General features: G+C 58.0%; 14 protein-coding genes. 3 read left to right on the plus strand and 11 right to left on the minus strand.

What is annotated here, in order from left to right:
• Positions 1-6 precede the first annotated feature (6 nt).
• The 11 genes from MPQ_RS01795 to MPQ_RS01845 all read right to left on the minus strand — a co-directional run bounded on the left by MPQ_RS01795 (position 7) and on the right by MPQ_RS01845 (position 14,484).
• Complete coding sequence (locus MPQ_RS01795) at positions 7-1,218, minus strand: NarK/NasA family nitrate transporter (RefSeq protein ID WP_013441171.1); 1,212 nt, start codon at positions 1,216-1,218, stop codon at positions 7-9.
• Positions 1,219-1,297: 79 nt separating this feature from the next.
• Positions 1,298-3,724, minus strand: a complete 2,427-nt coding sequence (nirB, locus tag MPQ_RS01800) for a nitrite reductase large subunit NirB (protein WP_013441172.1) — start codon at positions 3,722-3,724, stop codon at positions 1,298-1,300.
• 24 nt (positions 3,725-3,748) lie between these two features.
• Positions 3,749-4,495 (minus strand): uroporphyrinogen-III C-methyltransferase, encoded by a 747-nt coding sequence (gene cobA / locus MPQ_RS01805; RefSeq protein ID WP_013441173.1) that lies wholly within the window; start codon positions 4,493-4,495, stop codon positions 3,749-3,751.
• A gap of 48 nt (positions 4,496-4,543) precedes the next feature.
• Positions 4,544-5,212, minus strand: a complete 669-nt coding sequence (locus MPQ_RS01810) for a type IV pili methyl-accepting chemotaxis transducer N-terminal domain-containing protein (protein ID WP_013441174.1) — start codon at positions 5,210-5,212, stop codon at positions 4,544-4,546.
• 91 nt (positions 5,213-5,303) lie between these two features.
• Positions 5,304-6,749, minus strand: a complete 1,446-nt coding sequence (locus tag MPQ_RS01815) for an alginate export family protein (protein ID WP_013441175.1) — start codon at positions 6,747-6,749, stop codon at positions 5,304-5,306.
• 102 nt (positions 6,750-6,851) lie between these two features.
• Positions 6,852-7,658, minus strand: a complete 807-nt coding sequence (locus tag MPQ_RS01820; protein ID WP_013441176.1) for an ABC transporter ATP-binding protein — start codon at positions 7,656-7,658, stop codon at positions 6,852-6,854.
• Between the two features lie 10 nt (positions 7,659-7,668).
• A complete protein-coding gene (gene ntrB, locus MPQ_RS01825) occupies positions 7,669-8,577 on the minus strand; it encodes a nitrate ABC transporter permease (protein ID WP_013441177.1) in 909 nt (302 codons plus the stop codon).
• 66 nt (positions 8,578-8,643) lie between these two features.
• A complete protein-coding gene (locus MPQ_RS01830; RefSeq protein WP_013441178.1) occupies positions 8,644-9,933 on the minus strand; it encodes a CmpA/NrtA family ABC transporter substrate-binding protein in 1,290 nt (429 codons plus the stop codon).
• Positions 9,934-10,350: 417 nt separating this feature from the next.
• On the minus strand, positions 10,351-11,622 hold the full coding sequence (locus MPQ_RS01835) for a nitrate regulatory protein (protein WP_013441180.1): 1,272 nt from the start codon (positions 11,620-11,622) through the stop codon (positions 10,351-10,353).
• Positions 11,623-11,826: 204 nt separating this feature from the next.
• Positions 11,827-12,534, minus strand: coding sequence for a hypothetical protein (locus MPQ_RS01840; RefSeq protein ID WP_238525328.1), 708 nt, complete (start codon positions 12,532-12,534; stop codon positions 11,827-11,829).
• 63 nt (positions 12,535-12,597) lie between these two features.
• The gene (locus tag MPQ_RS01845) at positions 12,598-14,484 is read right to left on the minus strand and encodes an ABC transporter transmembrane domain-containing protein (RefSeq protein WP_013441182.1); all 1,887 of its coding nucleotides are present in this window, start codon (positions 14,482-14,484) and stop codon (positions 12,598-12,600) included.
• 431 nt (positions 14,485-14,915) lie between these two features.
• Between MPQ_RS01845 and MPQ_RS13635 the strand changes: the two genes are divergently transcribed.
• From MPQ_RS13635 to MPQ_RS01855, 3 genes are all read left to right on the plus strand, one after another.
• Entirely contained in the window at positions 14,916-15,074 is a 159-nt protein-coding gene (locus MPQ_RS13635; protein ID WP_013441183.1) for a DUF3309 family protein, read from the plus strand.
• Between the two features lie 46 nt (positions 15,075-15,120).
• Positions 15,121-15,345: a glycine zipper 2TM domain-containing protein gene (locus tag MPQ_RS01850; protein WP_013441184.1), complete on the plus strand. Its 225-nt coding sequence runs from the start codon at positions 15,121-15,123 to the stop codon at positions 15,343-15,345.
• Between the two features lie 239 nt (positions 15,346-15,584).
• Entirely contained in the window at positions 15,585-17,654 is a 2,070-nt protein-coding gene (locus tag MPQ_RS01855) for a carbon starvation CstA family protein (protein ID WP_013441186.1), read from the plus strand.
• Position 17,655 lies beyond the last annotated feature (1 nt).

A 17,655-nucleotide genomic window follows, 5' to 3' on the forward strand; every position in this document is an offset into this window, starting at 1 on the left:
AAAATCCTAGACCTTGGCCGACGTCACGGCGGCCGAGCCCCAGGTGGTGCGCCAGCGTTTTTTGACACTAGTGAGGCCGATCACCGCCAGAATGGCCAGACCGGCAAACACGGTCAGCCCGATCTGGTAACTGCCCGTGACCTGCTTGGAGTAACCCAGGCTTGAAGCCAGATAGAATCCACCCACACCTCCGGCCATGCCTACCAATCCGGTCATCACGCCGATTTCCTTGCGGAAGCGTTGCGGTACCAGCTGAAACACGGCGCCATTGCCCATGCCCAGTGCCAGCATGGCAGCGATGACGACAGCCAGGCCAGCTACTTGTTGCGCAGGACCAAAACTCAGCACGAACAGGAAAAACGCCGCGACGATATACATGACCGTCAGTGTGCGGATACCGCCGATGCGGTCAGCCAGATTGCCACCCAGTGGCCGCACCAGCGAGCCAGCAAATACGCAGGCCGCCGTAAAGTAACCGGCATGCACCGGTGACAAGCCATATTGATCGTGGAAATAAATGGTGAGCGACGATGCCATGCCGACAAAACCGCCAAAGGTCACGCTGTAAAAAAACATGAACCACCAGGCATCGCGGTCTTTCAGCACCGCCACATACTGGCTGATGGACTTGGCGGCGGGGGCATCGGGCGCATCCTTGGCAAATATCAGATACACCACCAAGGCAAACGCCAGAGGGATCAGCGCCAGGCCGAAGACATTATTCCAGCCATAGGCAATGGCAAGGCCCGGGGCGAACAGAGCGGCCAGCGCCGTACCCGAATTACCCGCGCCGGCAATGCCCAGCGCCGTGCCCTGATGCTCCGGCGGATACCAGCGCGAAGCCAGCGGCAAGGCGACGGCAAAGGCTGCACCGGCAAAGCCCAGAAACACGCCTAGCAACAGGGTGTGCTGATAGCTGTGGATGCCATGCAACCAGGCCACCAAGAGCGCGGCGATGACAATCAGCTGGCCGATCAGCCCGGCTTTTTTCGGCTTGATCTGATCCACCAGCACGCCCATCACAATGCGCAACAAGGCGCCTGTCAGCACGGGGGTGGCGACCATCAGGCCTTTTTGCGCCGGGGTCAGTTGCAGGTCGGCGGCGATCTGCACCGCCAGCGGACCCAGCAATACCCAGACCATGAAACTCAGGTCAAAGTACAGAAAGGATGAAAACAGGGTGGGCTTGTGCCCGGCCTGCCAGAAACTTGTTTGCATGCGAATCTCCTCAGCAATGCCGGGTGCCAGCGCAGACTCAGGCTACCACAAGCCTGAGCCATACATGGCACGCGGTGCGTTAAACGGTAATGGTGTCGAATTCCTTGTGCGTTTCGCGCTGGTTGGCACGTTCCGCCCATGGGTCGGTGGCGCCCTGCAGGGCAAACATCAGCCGCTCGTAGGCGGCCTTGCGGCCTTCGGCATCTTCCAGAATGCGTTTCTTCACATAATCCAGACCCACGCGCTCTATCCAGTGCACGGTGCGGTCCAGGTAGCGCGCTTCTTCGCGGTAAATCTGGATAAAGGCACCGGAATACTCGATGACTTCTTCCGCTGTTTTTACCTTGCACAGGAACTGCGCGACTTCGGTCTTGATGCCGCCGTTGCCGCCGACATAAATCTCCCAGCCGGAATCGACGCCGATTACGCCCACATCCTTGATGCCGGATTCGGCGCAGTTGCGCGGGCAGCCGGAGACGGCAAATTTCACCTTGTGCGGTGCCCACATGTGGTCAAAGGCTTTTTCGATATCAATGCCCAGCTGGGTGGAGTTTTGCGTGCCAAAGCGGCAGAACTCGGAGCCGACGCAGGTTTTCACCGTGCGGATGCTCTTGCCATAGGCATAGCCGGACGGCATGTCGAGGTCTTTCCACATGTCCAGCAGGTCTTCCTTCTTCACGCCCAGCAAGTCGATGCGCTGGCCGCCGGTAACCTTGACCATGGGCACGGCATACTTGTCGGCCACATCGGCAATCTTGCGCAGCTGGTCTGGCGTGGTGACGCCGCCGTACATGCGCGGCACGACGGAGTAGGTGCCGTCTTTCTGGATATTGGCGTGAACTCGTTCATTAATAAATCTTGATTGCGGATCATCCTTGGCTTCATGCGGCCAGGTGGAAATCAGGTAGTAATTCAGCGCCGGGCGGCAGGTAGCGCAGCCATTTGGTGTGCGCCAGCCCATGCCCTTCATGGCATCGGGAATGCTGAGGTATTTGTGCTTGCGGATTTCATCGCGCACTTCTTCGTGGTTGAAATCGGTACAGCCACACACTGCCTTCGAGGTGGAAGGAGGCGCATAACCGCCGCCCAGGGTGGAAGCCAGAATCTGCTCGACCAGCCCGGTGCAGGAGCCGCAACTGGAGCCTGCCTTGGTCTGTTTCTTGACTTCATCTATGGTAAACAGGCCCTGGCTCTTGATCGCCTTGACGATGGTGCCCTTGCATACGCCATTGCAGCCGCAGACTTCCATCTCGTCGGTCATGCTGGAAGCTTTGTCCTGGCCCTGGTGGCCGGTATTGCCCAGGCTGTCCTGGCCGAACATCAGGTGGTCACGAATCTCGTGAATAGGCTTGCCATCGCGCAGCAGCTGGAAGTACCAGCTGCCGTCGGTGGTGTCGCCATAGAGCACGCTGCCGATGATTTTGTCATCTTTGATGACGAGTTTTTTGTAAACCCCGCCAACTGCATCGTGTAAAACAATTTCTTCGGAGCCTTCCGTTCCGCTGAAGTCGCCTGCCGAGAACAGATCAATGCCGGTTACCTTGAGCTTGGTGGAGGTGACCGAGCCCTTGTAGAGGCCGATGCCGAAATTGGCCAGGTGGGTGGCGCAGACTTTTGCCATCTCAAACAAGGGGGCAACCAGGCCATAACTGATGCCGCGGTGCGCCACGCATTCGCCCACGGAATAGATGCGCGGATCGTAGGTCTGCATGGTGTCATTGACCACAATGCCGCGGTTGCAATGGATGCCTGCTGACTCTGCCAAGGCATAGTTGGGGCGTATGCCCACGGCCATCACCACCAGGTCGGCGGCAATCTCGCTGCCATCCTTGAAACGCACGCCGGTCACGCGGCCGTTTTCACCCAGAATCTGCTCGGTGTGTTTTTCCAAGAGAAAGCTGAGGCCTTTGGCTTCCAGCGATTTTTGCAGCATCTTGCCTGCGGTCTTGTCCAGCTGGCGTTCCAGCAGCCAGCCGCCGATATGCACCACGGTAACGTCCATGCCCTGAATCTTGAGACCGTTGGCAGCTTCGAGGCCCAGCAAGCCGCCGCCAATCACCACCGCATGCTTGTGCGTTTTGGCGGTCTCTATCATGGTATCCACGTCTTTAATGTCGCGGAAACCGATCACGCCATCCAGCTCCTTGCCGGGAATCGGCAGCATGAACGGCGTGGAGCCGGTCGCCAGCAGCATGCGGTCGTATTCGGCCTCGGTGCCATCTTCGGCATAGGCGATGCGGCGCGTGCGGTCTATCTTCACAATGCGCTTGCCGGTATGCAGCGTGATGTTGTGCTCGGCATACCATTCGCGCGTGTTCAGGATGATGTCATCAATGGTCTGCTCGCCTGCCAATACGGGCGAGAGCATGATGCGGTTGTAATTGGGGTGCGGCTCATCGCCAAACACGGTGATTTCATAGAGATCCGGGGCTATCTTAAGCAGCTCTTCTACGGTTCTCATGCCAGCCATGCCATTGCCGACGACGACCAGTTTCATTTTTTTCATACTCATTCTCCTACCTCTTAAAAATCACGCAGCAGCAACGGCTGCCACGTCCAGGTTCAGTTGTGCCAGGCGTACCACATCGCCCACCACGATAATGGCCGGGCTACCCAGGCCCGCCTGCTTCACCGCCATGGGCAGCATGCCCAGGCTGGTGACGACTTGCTGCTGCTCCGGCAGGCTGCCTTGCTGGATCGCCGCTGCCGCTGTCTCTGCCGATAAGCCTGCTGCCAGCAGCTCGCTGACGATGCTGGCGAGATGCTTCATGCCCATGTAAATCACCAGCGTGGTGCCGCTGGCGGCCAGTGCCTGCCAGTTGGGTTGCTCACCATCGCGGGTATGGCCGGTCACCAGCGTGACGCCATGCGTATACTCGCGATGCGTTACCGGCACGCCAATCGCGGCCGCAGCGGCTATACCGCTGGTGATGCCGGGGATGATGTCGACCGCAATGCCCGCGGCACGCAGCTCCAGCATTTCTTCGCCGCCGCGGCCGAACAGGAAGGGATCACCGCCCTTGAGCCGGGCCACAGTCTGGCCCTGCTCGGCGAGCGATACCATCAGGCGGTTGATGAAGTGCTGCGGAGTCGACTTGCAGCCGCCGCGCTTGCCCACTTCCACAATGCGCGCCTGGGGTGCATGCGCCAGCAGGGCGCGGTTCACCAAGTCATCCACCAGCACCACATCGGCTGCCTGCAATGCCTTCACTGCCTTGAGCGTGATCAGCTCCGGATCCCCGGGACCTGCCCCTATCAAATACACTTTTCCTGCCATCGCATTCACCGTTTCAATCTTGATACATTGTGTTCAAGGCCCGTCGCATTAGCGCTGGGCCGACTTCATGGCGCTGACGATCAGCTCGTCCAGCTCGCCCGTGATGGCGGTAAGCACACCGGCCACCACCGAAAATTCCTTGCCAGCGTCGCCCGCCCGCGCTGCCATGATCTGCGCATTGACCGACACAGTCTTGGCCTGCTTGGCGATCTGCTGGATGTTGCCCATCAGCGCCCTGTGCTCTTTTTGCTGGGCATGGGCGTGCTGCTTGGCTTCCGCCTCATATACCTGCGTGATCTGATTGAGCAGGTTGACTAATGGGGTGGCCTGTTTGCCGAGCTCTTCCACCTGGGCGGCAGCCGCCTTGGTGCCAAGCGCCGCGATGGCCGAGCGGGCTTGCAGGATGAAAGCGCGGATGCGCTTGACTGCCTGCTGTTCGCCAAAATAAATGGCCTGCAGCGCAGGGAAAAACACACCAGGCAGTGTGGCATTGCCTTTTGTCAGCTCGCCATGGCTGGTTTCAAACAGGGCTAGCGCCTGCTCGGCGACTGCTACCGCTTCTTCATGCTGTTGCGTCGCCAGAATGGCATTGAGGATGATGCGTTGCGACAACATGCGCTGGCGCCCGGCCAGGTTGATCAGCGAGCTGAAAGTCTCGGAGCTGACTGCCTTGGCCTCGGCATGGTGTGGGCGGCGATGTTGTATAACGTTATTCATGCATGCATCCATCTCTTGTTGTTCAAAAAGGTATCTGCATCGCAGGATGCAGATACCGCTGCTTATTTCACTGGCTGTCTGATATAACGGCCTAGAAGGTGTACATCACGGTCAGCCACAACTTTTCGGTATCGCGAATCCGCCCGCGATTGCCAGCGGTGGTATCGGCTGCAGCCAGCAAGGTGTAATGGTCATCCTCGGTGTATTTGCCGTATTCCAGCTTGGTAACCAGGTGCGGGTTCACGTTGTAGGTCACGGCGGTATTCCACTCGGTGCCATACTTGTTGCCAAAACCACCGCCCACAGTGTTGAAGCGTTCGTCCGATTTCAGGACGTGGTAATCGGCAAAGAACAGGAAATCGCCCCATTTGTAGGTGGCGGTGACAAAGCTGTCCTGGATGCCTTCTACCGGCGTGGTCAGGAATTTATCCACCCAGCCTTGGAACAGGTGGTTGGTGCCAAATGGGGTCTGGAAGGCATACTGGCCGTTGTTGCTGGACAGCAGTTCCTGATCGGCGCGTATGCTGAAGTTATCAATGCCGACGCCGCCACCGAGCTTGTAGTAGTGGGCGTCAATGCGGGAGTCACCGCCGCTGTAATCGGTCTGCTTGGCATATTCGGCGGTGTAGAGCGCACGCAGGTTGGGGTTGAACGGGTGCACGCCATCCAGCCGCAGCCCCAGGATCTTGTTGCCCTGGTCAGCGTTCTGGTTGATGTTGCCATTCTTGCCCTGGGCGACCCCACCGGTACCGGCGGCATTGCCAAACCAGCCACGGCCATAGCCCAGGTCATCAAAGCCGGAGAAGTAGCCATAGCCCACCAGGAACTCGGTAGGCGACAGGCGGTATTTGGCATTCAGGATTTCCAGCGCGCCGTTGTCACGTGTTTCGGTGGTGATCTGCTTCACGCGCTCCATATGCCCCACAAAGACTTCGGTATTGGGGATGGTTTTGTTGAGCAGGCTGACACCGTCAAACACCTGCATGACCTGACGGAAACCGATGTCGCCAATAAAGCGCACATTGTCCAGGTTGATCTGCTGGCGGCCCAGGCGCACGCGGTTGTTCTTGATACCGGTCCAGTCGATATAGAGCTGGTTGATGCCGGTGTAGTCGGGGTCAACAATCTTGGCGTATTCGGCATGGCTGGTCTGGTTGGATACGCTGTTGATCAGGGTGCCGTTGGTGCTGTCGTTGTAGTCATCCTGAAACTTGGCGACATCGATCATCTGCGCCGCAAAACTGAAATTCTTGTAGGGCGCGGTTTGCCAGCCGATCAGGCTGCGCAGGGTCAGGCCTTCGCCATCCTTGAGCGCGTTGTTGGCGGCTGATGTGCCCGCCGGGCCCAGGCCATCCTGATTCACGTTTTCATAACGCAGGCGAAAGCTGGTGAGATTTTTGCCGGTTTTGACCGCATCCATGAAGGTGTATTCGGGCAGCGTCTCTTCTGCCATGGCGATGGATGCCTGTGCGCTGCCCAAGGCCAGCAGTACGCAAATGCTGGCTTGACGCAAGGTGAAACTCGAATTACTTTGCATGTGTTGCTCCTTTTTTCTGATGAGGGGTAACTTGCTGTACCGGCCCGTCCTGACCGACGGGCCACTTTTTTGCCTGTTTGTTTAAATACTCGTATTGCCTGCTCAAGCCGCCTTCTTGGCGTGGCGTTCATACAAAAACTTCAGCACTTCGCTACGCAGATGGTTGTAGTGGCTGTCTTCTGCCAGCTCCAGCCGCTTGCGCGGGCGCGCCAGTTCCACGTCCAGGATTTCACCGATAGTGGCGGCCGGGCCGTTGGTCATCATCACAATGCGGTCTGAGAGCAGCACGGCCTCGTCCACATCATGCGTGACCATCACTGCCGTGCAGCCGGACTTCGCCATGATGGCCATCAGCTCGTCCTGCAAATGGGCGCGGGTGAGGGCATCCAGCGCGCCAAACGGCTCATCCAGCAGCAGCACCTTGGGTTCCATGGCCAGCGCACGGGCAATGCCCACACGCTGTTTCATGCCGCCGGAGATTTCATTCGGGCGTTTGTCGGCGGCATGGGCCAGGCCCACCAGCTCTATCGCAGCCTGGGTGCGCTTTTTCAGCTGGTCTTTGGTGTCGGTGGCGCCAAAGACGCGTTCCACCGCCAGGTAAACGTTTTCACTGCAGGTGAGCCAGGGCAGCAGCGAGTGGTTCTGGAACACCACGGCGCGCTCAGGGCCGGGGCCAGCAATCTCGCGGCCCGCGCAAAACAGGTTGCCATTGGTGGGTTGCAACAGCCCGGCAATCAGGTTGAGCACGGTGGATTTGCCGCAACCAGAGTGGCCGATGATGGAGATGAACTCGCCTTCGCGTATGCTGAAGTTCACATCTTTCAGCGCTTCAAACGTGCCTTTTTTGGTGAAGAAGGTCATGTTCACGTTTTCCAGCTGCACATACTTTTCTTGCAGGATTTTTTCCATGATGGGTTCCTTATTCGTAGCTGAAGCGGCGGGCGAGGGAGGTCAGTGCCAGCTCCAGCAGGAGGCCGACAATGCCGACAACGAAGATGGCGATGATGATGTGTTCCACATTGAGGTTGTTCCATTCATCCCACACCCAGAAGCCGATACCGACACCGCCGGTCAGCATTTCTGCTGCCACGATCACCAGCCAGGCCACACCGATGGACAGGCGCACGCCCGTCATCATGTAAGGCAGCACGAAGGGGAACAGAATCTTGGTGACGATCTTCCACTCGGAGAGGTTGAGCACCTTGGCGACGTTCATATAATCCTGCGGCACCTTGCTCACGCCCACGGCGGTATTGATGATCATGGGCCAGATGGCGGAGATGAAAATCACCCAGATGGCCGCCGGGTTGGCGGCCTTGAATACCAGCAGGCCGATAGGCAGCCAGGCCAGCGGCGATACCGGACGCAGGATGCCGATGATGGGTGCTGCCATGCGCGACATGAACTGGAAGCGGCCGATGATGAAACCCAGCGGTATGCCTACCAGCGCAGCCAGGCCAAAGCCCAGGCCCACACGTTCCAGCGACGCCAGGATATTCCAGCCTATGCCCTGGTCATTGGGGCTGTTGTTGTAGAACGGGTCGCTGAACAGCTCCACTGCCGAGTGCCAGGTGCTGACGGGACCAGGCAGGTTGGGTGATTGATAGGAGATCAGCGTCCATACCGCGATCATGGCCAGCACCCCGAAAACCGGCGGCAGCAGCCATTCAAAAAACGCACGCAGTTTCAGGGCGCGCGCACTGGGGCGCTTGCTCGGTGCCATGCGCGCGGCTGCGGGCTGGACAGCGGCTTTCACTGCCGTGGGGGTGGTTTGCTCATTCTGCATGATGGTCTTGATGCTTTCCTTGCTTATTCCGATTGCACTCATGATGATTTGCCTCGCATCACATGTCCGTGACTGGCGGCCCAGACTTCCGGGCCGCCGCTCGCCTTATCAGGCCTTGATCTTGAAACCGTTGGCATAGGCTTTCGGGTCCTTGCCATCCCACACCACGCCGTCGATCAGCTTGCTGCTGCGCATCGGGTCGCTTGGCACGGCAATGCCCAGGGATTTGGCCGCTTCAGTGTAGATGTCGATACGGTTGACCTTTTTGGCGATCGCCAGGTAATCCGGGTCGGTTTTCAGCAAACCCCAGCGCTTGTGCTGGGTGAGGAACCACATGCCATCCGACAGGTAAGGGAAGGTCACCTTGCCGTCGTTGAAGAACTTCATGTAGTTGGGGTCTTCCCATTTCTTGCCGATGCCATTGTCGTAATGGCCAAGGAAGCGGCCTTCGATGACTTCTTCCGGGGCATTCACATAGGCCTTGCCAGCAATCAGCTTGGCCACCGCGGGGCGATTGGCGGTGGCGTCGATGTAGCGGCAGGCATCCAGAATGGCCTTGGTAATGGCCAGCGCGGTATTGGGGTTCTTGGCGACAAATTCAGCGGTGGTGCCCAGTACCTTTTCCGGATGGTCGGTCCAGATTTCCTGGGTGGTGGCAGCGGTGAAGCCAACCTTGTCGTAAATGGCACGTGCATTCCATGGCTCGCCCACGCAGTAACCATCCATATTGCCGATACGCATGTTGGCGACCATTTGCGGTGGCGGTACCACGATGGTTTTCACATCCTGGAAGGGGTGGATGCCGTAAGTCGCCAGCCAGTAGTAGAGCCACATGGCGTGGGTGCCCGTGGGGAAGGTCTGGGCGAAGGTGTAATCGCGGTTTTCATTGTCGAGCAGGCGTTTCAGCGTGGCGCCACCGGTGACGCCCTTGTCCTTCAGCTGGTTGGCCAGCGTAATGCCCTGGCCGTTGTTGTTCAGCGTCATCAGCACGTTCATGTCTTTTTGCTGACCGCCTATGCCCATCTGCACGCCATACACCAGGCCATACAACACATGCGCCGCATGCAGTTCGCCATTGACCACCTTGTCGCGCACGCCAGCCCAGGAAGCTTCCTTGGACGGCACGATCTTGATGCCGTATTTCTTGTCGAAGCCCATCTGCGCAGCCACCACGATAGGCGCACAGTCCGTCAGCGGGATGAAGCCGATTTTGACTTCGGTGAGTTCTGGAGCATCCGAGCCTGCAGCCCATGCCTGGTTGCGCAACCCTGCCGGTAGCATGTTCATCATGACGGCAGCGCCCAGTGCACCGGCGGCGGCGTTCTTGAAAAACTGGCGACGACTGGTGTCGACGTCAGGTGTAGCGTTATCTGCTGCAGTATCTGGTGTTTTTTTCATGTCTGCTCCCTAAAAATGATGCATCAAGTATCAAAATCAAAACCGCAAAAACAAAAAAGGCGTCCAGCCTGCAAACAGTTTCCTGTCTACATGCTGGACGCCTTTGTCCATATCCGTGGAAGCGCAATCGCTTCGTTTAATGTGCTGCTTTGCTAACCTTTGCCTGCATTCAGCGAGGCTAGATTACTGCTGCTTGCAGAGGTCGTTTCCTGGTGGATATGCCCTGCTGCATAAACGTTAGGCCGCCGTTGGCCTGACATTTTGTCTAGACATAAGCAAACCGTGTGCCAACTTCATTTTAAAAATTAAGTTATTGAATTTTAATGATTTTATAAATGGCGGGGCTGAATTTCAGCCGAGGTGACTTTGTGATGCATCGCACTTATTGTGTGCAAGTGCACCATGATATGAAGCGGACTATTGCCCTTGTGCGGATAGCGAGATGATATTTTCGGCAATATCAATTAGCTTGCGATTTTGCTCCATCGCCGTGTTGCGCAGCATTTTGTAGGCTTCCATTTCGGATAAGCCCAGTTTGCTCATCAGCAGGCCTTTGGCGCGTTCAATACGCTTTCTTTCCGCCAGCGATTTTTTGGTTTCCGACAGCTCATTTTCAATTTCCGCCAGTTGCTGCGATTGCTGTTGCAGTAAGGCAATTATGGATTCCATGGGGTAGGGCGTGAGCTCGTCGTGGGCTAAAAAGGTAAATGCACTTTCCAGCGGAATCGCCAGATTGAAAAACGTGCTGTCGACATTGGATGTGGGCGTTTGCCTGGCTTTCAGCTCGCCCAGATGCAAGCGCGTGTTTTCCAGATCCCGTCGCGCCTGCTCGCTCAAGCTGTTCAGGGTGTCGTGCATGGCGGCCACCAATCGGCACTGGATATGCCATATCTCCGTGAGCCTTGTGCTGCAAGCTTCAAACCAGGCATCGCTATCAGCGCGCTGGAGTGCCTGCTGGTCTTTGGCGGCGGTCAACTTGCTTCTGTAAGCGCGCTGTGTGTGGTGTGCTTCGGTCTCCAGCGTGGTACGCCAAGCTTCGCGCAAGGCATCCGTGCCAAACTGGCTGAACAGCTCAAAATGCCGGTCCTGTTGCGCTATCAGCTCCAGGAGCTTGTGCTGGTGTTCCAGTTGCATGTAGCCCGAACCAAACAGATGCGAGCCCAAGGCGCGCTCCTGCCCCGCAAATTCTTTGCCTTGTACCAGGTTGTAGAGCGCGACCAGATAGCTCGAGATCTTGCTGTTAACGGTATTGTCGGTAATTTCAAAAATGAGCGAAATCAGACTTCCGATCAGCCGCGTGTAGGACTGTATGCAGTCGCTGAACGGAATTTTTAGTAAGGTGACTTGGTGGCGAAAGGGCAAGAGCTGCTCAAGCCCCAGCAAAATCCACGAAACCAGGGTCAGCTGTTTGGCATCTGCCGAGGTGTTGTGATGGAGGTAGCGTTGCAAGGCCTCTTTAAACGCCGACTCCGAAATCTGGTTCTGCTCAATGATGGCACTGCGCTCTTTGGCGAAGCGGCTGCCAGCGGAGGCCAGATAAAGACAGCTTGCACCGCGCTCTGCCTGCAGCTGGTGCACCATCCAGCCTATGCTCTCGACAAACTGAATGCTGACGGAAAGCCGTTCCAGCTCTTCGATATGGCGCGTTTTGGCCAATAAAATCGTATTGTCGGGTGAGATATTCTGCATGGTGAGTCAATGCAAGCAAGAACAGTGCTCAATGCATTCAGGCATGGAGCACAGAACGGCGTGCACTTCGAGACGTCTTGAGGTGGCTGATGATTCGCCGAATTGTAGCTTAGCGAGGCGGCTATACAAACCGCCCGTATTTCTGATGCGGCATCCGGCGCGCTGGTGGGCGCGTCCCACCGCAGATTCGGCGGGTTTTGGGGATTAGCGTTGCTGTAGCTGGCAGCTGTGCAGGATGGATTGCTGGAGTGTATTGAAGCTGGCAAGTGCGCCGGTAGCCGTGGCATAAGGCTGCTTTTGCAGGTAAATAATCAGGGCCATCTGGCGCGGGGGAATACTGGCCGATAACTGCTGCAGCCTGCACTGGCAGGCGGATGTCAGGTCGGTGGCCTGCCAGCCCTGGCGGCAGGCATGCAGCTGCGATTGTTGCAGGGCCAACGGCCAGGCTTGCTGATTTTGCTGGCCATCCGGGATATGGGCGCGCAGCTGGGTTAGCAGCTGATACATGAATTCCAGCCCCTGGTTCAGCGCTTTCAGATCGGCAGGGTGCGCATCATTAGCCGCGATGGTGACCACGCTTTCGGTCTGCTCGGGGATGGCATAGCCTTGTGCGCTCATGAGGATACGTTTGGCCGGGTTTTGCTCCAGATATTGACGGGTTTGTTCCAGATCGGCGGCGGGGAGTTGCAGGCGTAATTCAGTGGCGCAGTCGGGCAGCGAGCGCAGTTCGACCTGAATGGTGCCATCTTCGCGACCTTGCTGGAATACCGGTGCAAGCTCGGCCAGCACGGCATTTTCTTCCGTTTGCCAGCGCTGCAGCACCGCATCGCAAGGCTGGGCCAGGGCTGGCAGGGCGGCGGCCAGCAACAAAGCCAGCAGCCAGCGGGAAAAGAAATGGCGCATTGTCATCATGAGCACTGGGAGCATGCAGCGCGGGCGCAAGTTCAGGCGCGCCCGCTTGCATTGCTTCAGGGCTTATTCATGAGCGAGGCTGGCGGCATCGGCAGGGGTGGGGGCTGCGGGGGACGGGTTGCCAGAGGCTTCGGTATCGTGGAACTGCAGTTTGGCCAGACGCGCATAGAGCCCGCCCATCTGACGCAGTTCTGCTGGCGTGCCGGTTTCCACGATGCGCCCCTGATCCATGACGATAATCCTGTCCACCTGCTGCACCGTGGCCAGGCGGTGCGCGATGATGAGGGTAGTACGGCCTTGCATGGCGGCCTGTAAGCCTTGCTGCACCAGGATTTCGGATTCGGCATCCAGCGCGCTGGTGGCTTCATCCAGCAGCAGGATAGGGGCGTTTTTGAGGATTGCACGTGCGATGGCGATACGCTGGCGTTGCCCGCCCGACAGCCGCGTGCCGCGTTCGCCCAGGAAAGTATCGTAGCCCTTGGGCAGGCGATGGATGAACTCATCGACCTGGGCGGCCTTGGCGGCCATCAGCACTTCGGCATCGGTGGCATAGGGGTAGCCATAGCGGATATTTTCCATGGCATTGGCCGAGAAAATCACCGGGTCTTGCGGCACCACGGCGATCAGGCCGCGCAGGCTTTCCAGGCTGAGCTGGCGTATATCCTGCCCGTTGATGGTAATGCTGCCAGCGCTGGTGTCGTAAAAGCGCAGCAGCAACTGGAACAAGGTGGTCTTGCCGGCACCTGATGGGCCGACCAGCGCAATGTTTTCGCCAGCGGCGATCTCCAGTGTCAGCTCTTGCAAGGCAGGCTGGGTGGGGCGTGAGGGGTAATGAAAGCTGACATGGTGAAAGCCGATGGTGGCTTCCGTGGTCGACTTCAATGCCATGGGTTCTGCCGGTGCCTGAATGGCAGGCTCGGCCTGCAACAGCTCGAGCAGGCGCTCGGTGGCACCCGCGGCCCGCATGATGTCGCCCCAGACTTCGGCCATGGTGCCCACCGCCCCTGCCACCATGGCGGCATACAACACAAACGATGCCAGCTCGCCGCCGGTCATGGCGCCATCACTGACCTGACGCGCCCCCAGCCACAGCACAAAGACGATGGTTCCCAGCACGGCGGTGATGATCAATGCGGTCAGCGCGGCGCGCACGCGAACGCGACGGATCGCGGTTTCAAAGCTGAGCTCCGTGCTTTGCTTGAAGCGGCCAATCTCGCGCTGCTCCTGCGTATAGGACTGCACGGTGGGCATGGCATTCAGGATTTCACCGGCCATGGCCGAGCTGGCGGCGATCTTGTCCTGCGATTCGCGCGAGAGCTTTTTGACAGAGCGGCCGATCAGCATGATGGGCAACACCAGCAGGCACATCAGCCCGAGGTTGATGGAAAAGAGATAGGTGCTGGTGACGGCCAGCATCACCATGCCGCCGACAAACTGGAACAGGCTGCGCAGACCCATGGAGGCAGAGCTGCCAACCACCGTCTGGATCAGGGTGGTGTCGGTGGTCAGTCGCGACAGCACCTCGCCGGTCTGCAGGGTTTCAAAGAATTGGGGTGATTGCGTCAGCACGCGGGCATAGACGGCGCTGCGCAAGTCTGCCGTCACCCGTTCCCCCACCCACGAGACGGTGAAATAACGTGCCGCAACCAGCATGGCCCAAGCACAGGCCAGCCCAAACAGTAGCAGGAAGTGGCTGTTGAGATCGCCATTGGCACTCGGCCCCTGCTGCGGCGGTTTGTCAAAACCAAAATCCACCAGATCGCGGAATGCCAGGGGCACCGCCAGCAGGGTGGCACTGGCAAGTGTCAGCAGTAACAGGGCAAGCATGATCTGCCAGCGATAGGGTTGCAGGAACGGCCAGAGCCGACTCAGTGCGGAAAGGCGTTTGGCAGGGGCAGCAGGCACGGGGGTTTCTGCGCTCATATCGGGGGAATCGGGCGTGGTTGTCATGTAAACGACAGACCTTGTTGGGGGTGGGAATGTTCCATGGATTGCATGGTACTCCAGAAATCGCCCGCACAATGCCTGAGGCGCGGGAGACTTACCTAACTGGTAAATGCCTGCGCATAACTGTAAGCCTCCACTGACACCCGTATCAGACCTACCCCTATGTGCGTTGCGAGCAAGCCCCTATACAGTGGAGCTGCGTGTCAAACAAACGCTTAAACCAAGGAGGGAATTCTGATGATTAAATATTTTATTGCCTGGCTGCTGGGTGTACCGGCATTCCTGCTCATCATCATCTATTTTTTCATGCACTAAATTAATTGCACGCCTGCGCGTGCATGAATACCGTCGGCCTTTGGTCGGCGCCGCATCACAAATTACCCCATAACCAGAGCAGTTCAACTGTTCACTAATTTGAAGAAAAGAGGGAATTTATGTCCATCACGACCATTTTGCTTATCGTACTGATCCTGATGTTGCTGGGTGCGTTGCCGACCTGGGGGCACAGCCGTAACTGGGGCTATGCGCCAAGTGGCGGTTTGGGCCTGGTTGTCATCATTCTGTTGATTCTGCTGCTCACCGGCCGTATCTAGCCATCGTGCCAGCAAGTTAATAACTAAACAGCTTTAGGAGATAGACATGCAAATCCTCAATAAAACCTGGCGGGTGACCGGCATCGTGTTGACGGTGGCGTGTCTTTCCGCCTGTAGCAATATGTCCGCCCGCGACAAGAATACAGCCGTAGGTGCAGGTGTTGGTGCCGCGGCAGGCGCTGTGTTGACGGGCGGCAGCGCTGTCGGTACCGTCGGTGGCGCTGCCGTGGGCGGCATTATCGGCAATCAGGTTGGTAAAGATAAGAAATAGATAAAAGCAGGGAGGAGACCACCGAGTGCCTGGCACCAGGTGGTGATGTTGAGAAAAAGCCGGAGCATGATTGCTCCGGCTTTTTTATGTATTCCAATAGCTTCTGTTCCAGGCACGCCTTTTTCTATGCATCCAGCCTGCAGGTGTCATATCCATGCCAGCCATCCCAAAGGTAGACACGGCATATCGCCCAGGTCTGTTTTATACTGTGAGCCCATTGCACATCACTCACGGTCATTATGAAAACTATCCTGAAGAATAGCGTGTGGCTGCTCGTTGCCATCCTGGGGGCGGCAGCGGTGGGAGGCATCGCCCTGCATCGCGGCGAGAGTATCAATTCCCTGTGGTTTATTGCCGCGGCATTATGTGTGTATGCCCTGGCGTATCGGTTTTACTCGGCATGGATTGCCGCCCGGGTGCTGATGCTGGATGCCTCGCGGGCAACCCCGGCCGTGCGCCTGGATAACGGCCGCGATTTTGTGCCCACCAATAAATGGATCGTCTTCGGCCATCACTTTGCGGCGATTGCCGGGCCTGGCCCATTGGTGGGGCCAACGCTGGCCGCCCAGTTTGGCTATTTGCCAGGTACCTTGTGGATATTGTTTGGTGCTGTGCTGGGGGGAGCCGTGCAGGATATGGTGACCTTGTTCCTCTCTACCCGCCGTAATGGGCGCAGCCTGGGTCAGATGGCGCGTGAGGAACTGGGGGCAATAGGCGGCACCGCCGCTCTGGTCGGCACCTTTGCCATCATGATCATCCTCATCGCCGTGCTCGGGCTGGTGGTGGTGAATGCCATGAAGCACAGTCCCTGGGCCACCTCCACTGTGGCGGCGACGATTCCCATCGCCATGATTGTCGGTTTGTACATGCGCCACTTCCGTGCGGGCAAGGTGCTGGAAGCCTCTGCCCTGGGCGTGATCCTGCTGTTGCTGTCCGTTGCGGGTGGCGGCTGGGTGGATCATCACCCGACCTTGCGCCTGTGGTTTGACCATGAAGGCCTGACCCTGGCCTGGTGGATTATTGCCTACGGCTTTGCTGCCGCCATTCTGCCGGTCTGGCTGCTGTTGGCGCCACGCGATTATCTCTCCACCTTCATGAAACTGGGCACCGTTATCGTGCTGGCGATTGCGATTCTGATGCTGCAGCCGGAAGTCAAAATGCCGGCACTGACTCAGTTTATTGATGGCACCGGCCCCATTTTCGGCGGCAAGCTGTTCCCGTTTGTCTTCATCACCATCGCTTGCGGCGCTATTTCCGGTTTCCACGCGCTGATTGCCTCCGGCACCACGCCCAAGCTGCTGGAAAACGAGCGCGACATCCGCATGATCGGCTATGGCGCCATGTTGCTGGAGTCCTTCGTGGCCATCATGGCGATGATTGCCGCTACCGTGCTTGATCCCGGCGTGTTTTTTGCGATCAACAGCCCGGCGGGCATCGTCGGCAAGGAAGCAGCCGATGCCGTTGCCACCATCAGCGGCTGGGGTTTTCCGGTCACCGTGGCGCAAATGGATACGCTGGCGCGCGAGATGGGCGAGGCCACGCTGTTTGCCCGTACCGGTGGTGCGCCGTCGCTGGCGGTGGGCATGGCCAGCATTTTTGGCAGTGCGTTCGGCCAGGGCCTGCTGGCGCTGTGGTATCACTTTGCCATCATGTTCGAGGCGATTTTCATCCTGACCACGCTGGATGCAGGCACCCGCGTAGGCCGCTTCATGCTGCAGGATATGCTGGGCAATATCTGGCCCAAGCTGGGCGAGACCTCCTGGTATCCCTCGGTATTGTTTACCAGCGCGCTGGTGGTCGCCGGATGGGGCTATTTCCTTTACATCGGCGTGATTGACCCTAATGGCGGCGTCAATATCCTGTGGCCGCTGTTTGGTATTTCCAACCAGATGCTGGCGGCCATTGCTTTGTCGGTTGCCACGGGCATTTTCGTCAAATCCGGCCGTCTCAAATTTGCCTGGGTAACGGCACTTCCGCTCACCTGGCTGGTCATTATTACCAGTACCGCCGCCTGGCAGAAAATCATGAGCGATGATGTGCGCGTGGGCTTTTTTGCCGCCGCCAATGATATGGCGGCCAAGCTGGCGGCAGGTGCTTTGCCACCAGAAAAAGCCGCCGTGGCACCGCAGCTGATTTTCAACCAGCAACTGGATGCCTGGCTGACACTGTTTTTCGTCGTGATACTGTGGGTGGTGATACTCGATATGCTGCGCGTGTGCTGGCGCTATCTGGCAGGCAAGTCTGTACGGCCATCGACCGAGCACCCACACGAAGCCGCGCCGCTGAATGCCCAATGGGCAAGGGATTGAA

Source organism: Methylovorus sp. MP688 (assembly GCF_000183115.1).
Taxonomy (GTDB): Bacteria; Pseudomonadota; Gammaproteobacteria; order Burkholderiales; family Methylophilaceae; genus Methylovorus; species Methylovorus glucosotrophus.

Bases quoted from the DNA above. Each gene is read 5' to 3' on its own strand.
- MPQ_RS01795 (WP_013441171.1), bottom strand. From the start codon at position 1,218: ATGCAAACAAGTTTCTGGCAGGCCGGGCACAAGCCCACCCTGTTTTCA.
- nirB (WP_013441172.1), bottom strand. From the start codon at position 3,724: ATGAAAAAAATGAAACTGGTCGTCGTCGGCAATGGCATGGCTGGCATG.
- cobA (WP_013441173.1), bottom strand. From the start codon at position 4,495: ATGGCAGGAAAAGTGTATTTGATAGGGGCAGGTCCCGGGGATCCGGAG.
- MPQ_RS01810 (WP_013441174.1), bottom strand. From the start codon at position 5,212: ATGAATAACGTTATACAACATCGCCGCCCACACCATGCCGAGGCCAAG.
- MPQ_RS01815 (WP_013441175.1), bottom strand. From the start codon at position 6,749: ATGCAAAGTAATTCGAGTTTCACCTTGCGTCAAGCCAGCATTTGCGTA.
- MPQ_RS01820 (WP_013441176.1), bottom strand. From the start codon at position 7,658: ATGGAAAAAATCCTGCAAGAAAAGTATGTGCAGCTGGAAAACGTGAAC.
- ntrB (WP_013441177.1), bottom strand. From the start codon at position 8,577: ATGAGTGCAATCGGAATAAGCAAGGAAAGCATCAAGACCATCATGCAG.
- MPQ_RS01830 (WP_013441178.1), bottom strand. From the start codon at position 9,933: ATGAAAAAAACACCAGATACTGCAGCAGATAACGCTACACCTGACGTC.
- MPQ_RS01835 (WP_013441180.1), bottom strand. From the start codon at position 11,622: ATGCAGAATATCTCACCCGACAATACGATTTTATTGGCCAAAACGCGC.
- MPQ_RS01840 (WP_238525328.1), bottom strand. From the start codon at position 12,534: ATGATGACAATGCGCCATTTCTTTTCCCGCTGGCTGCTGGCTTTGTTG.
- MPQ_RS01845 (WP_013441182.1), bottom strand. From the start codon at position 14,484: ATGACAACCACGCCCGATTCCCCCGATATGAGCGCAGAAACCCCCGTG.
- MPQ_RS13635 (WP_013441183.1), top strand. From the start codon at position 14,916: ATGTCCATCACGACCATTTTGCTTATCGTACTGATCCTGATGTTGCTG.
- MPQ_RS01850 (WP_013441184.1), top strand. From the start codon at position 15,121: ATGCAAATCCTCAATAAAACCTGGCGGGTGACCGGCATCGTGTTGACG.
- MPQ_RS01855 (WP_013441186.1), top strand. From the start codon at position 15,585: ATGAAAACTATCCTGAAGAATAGCGTGTGGCTGCTCGTTGCCATCCTG.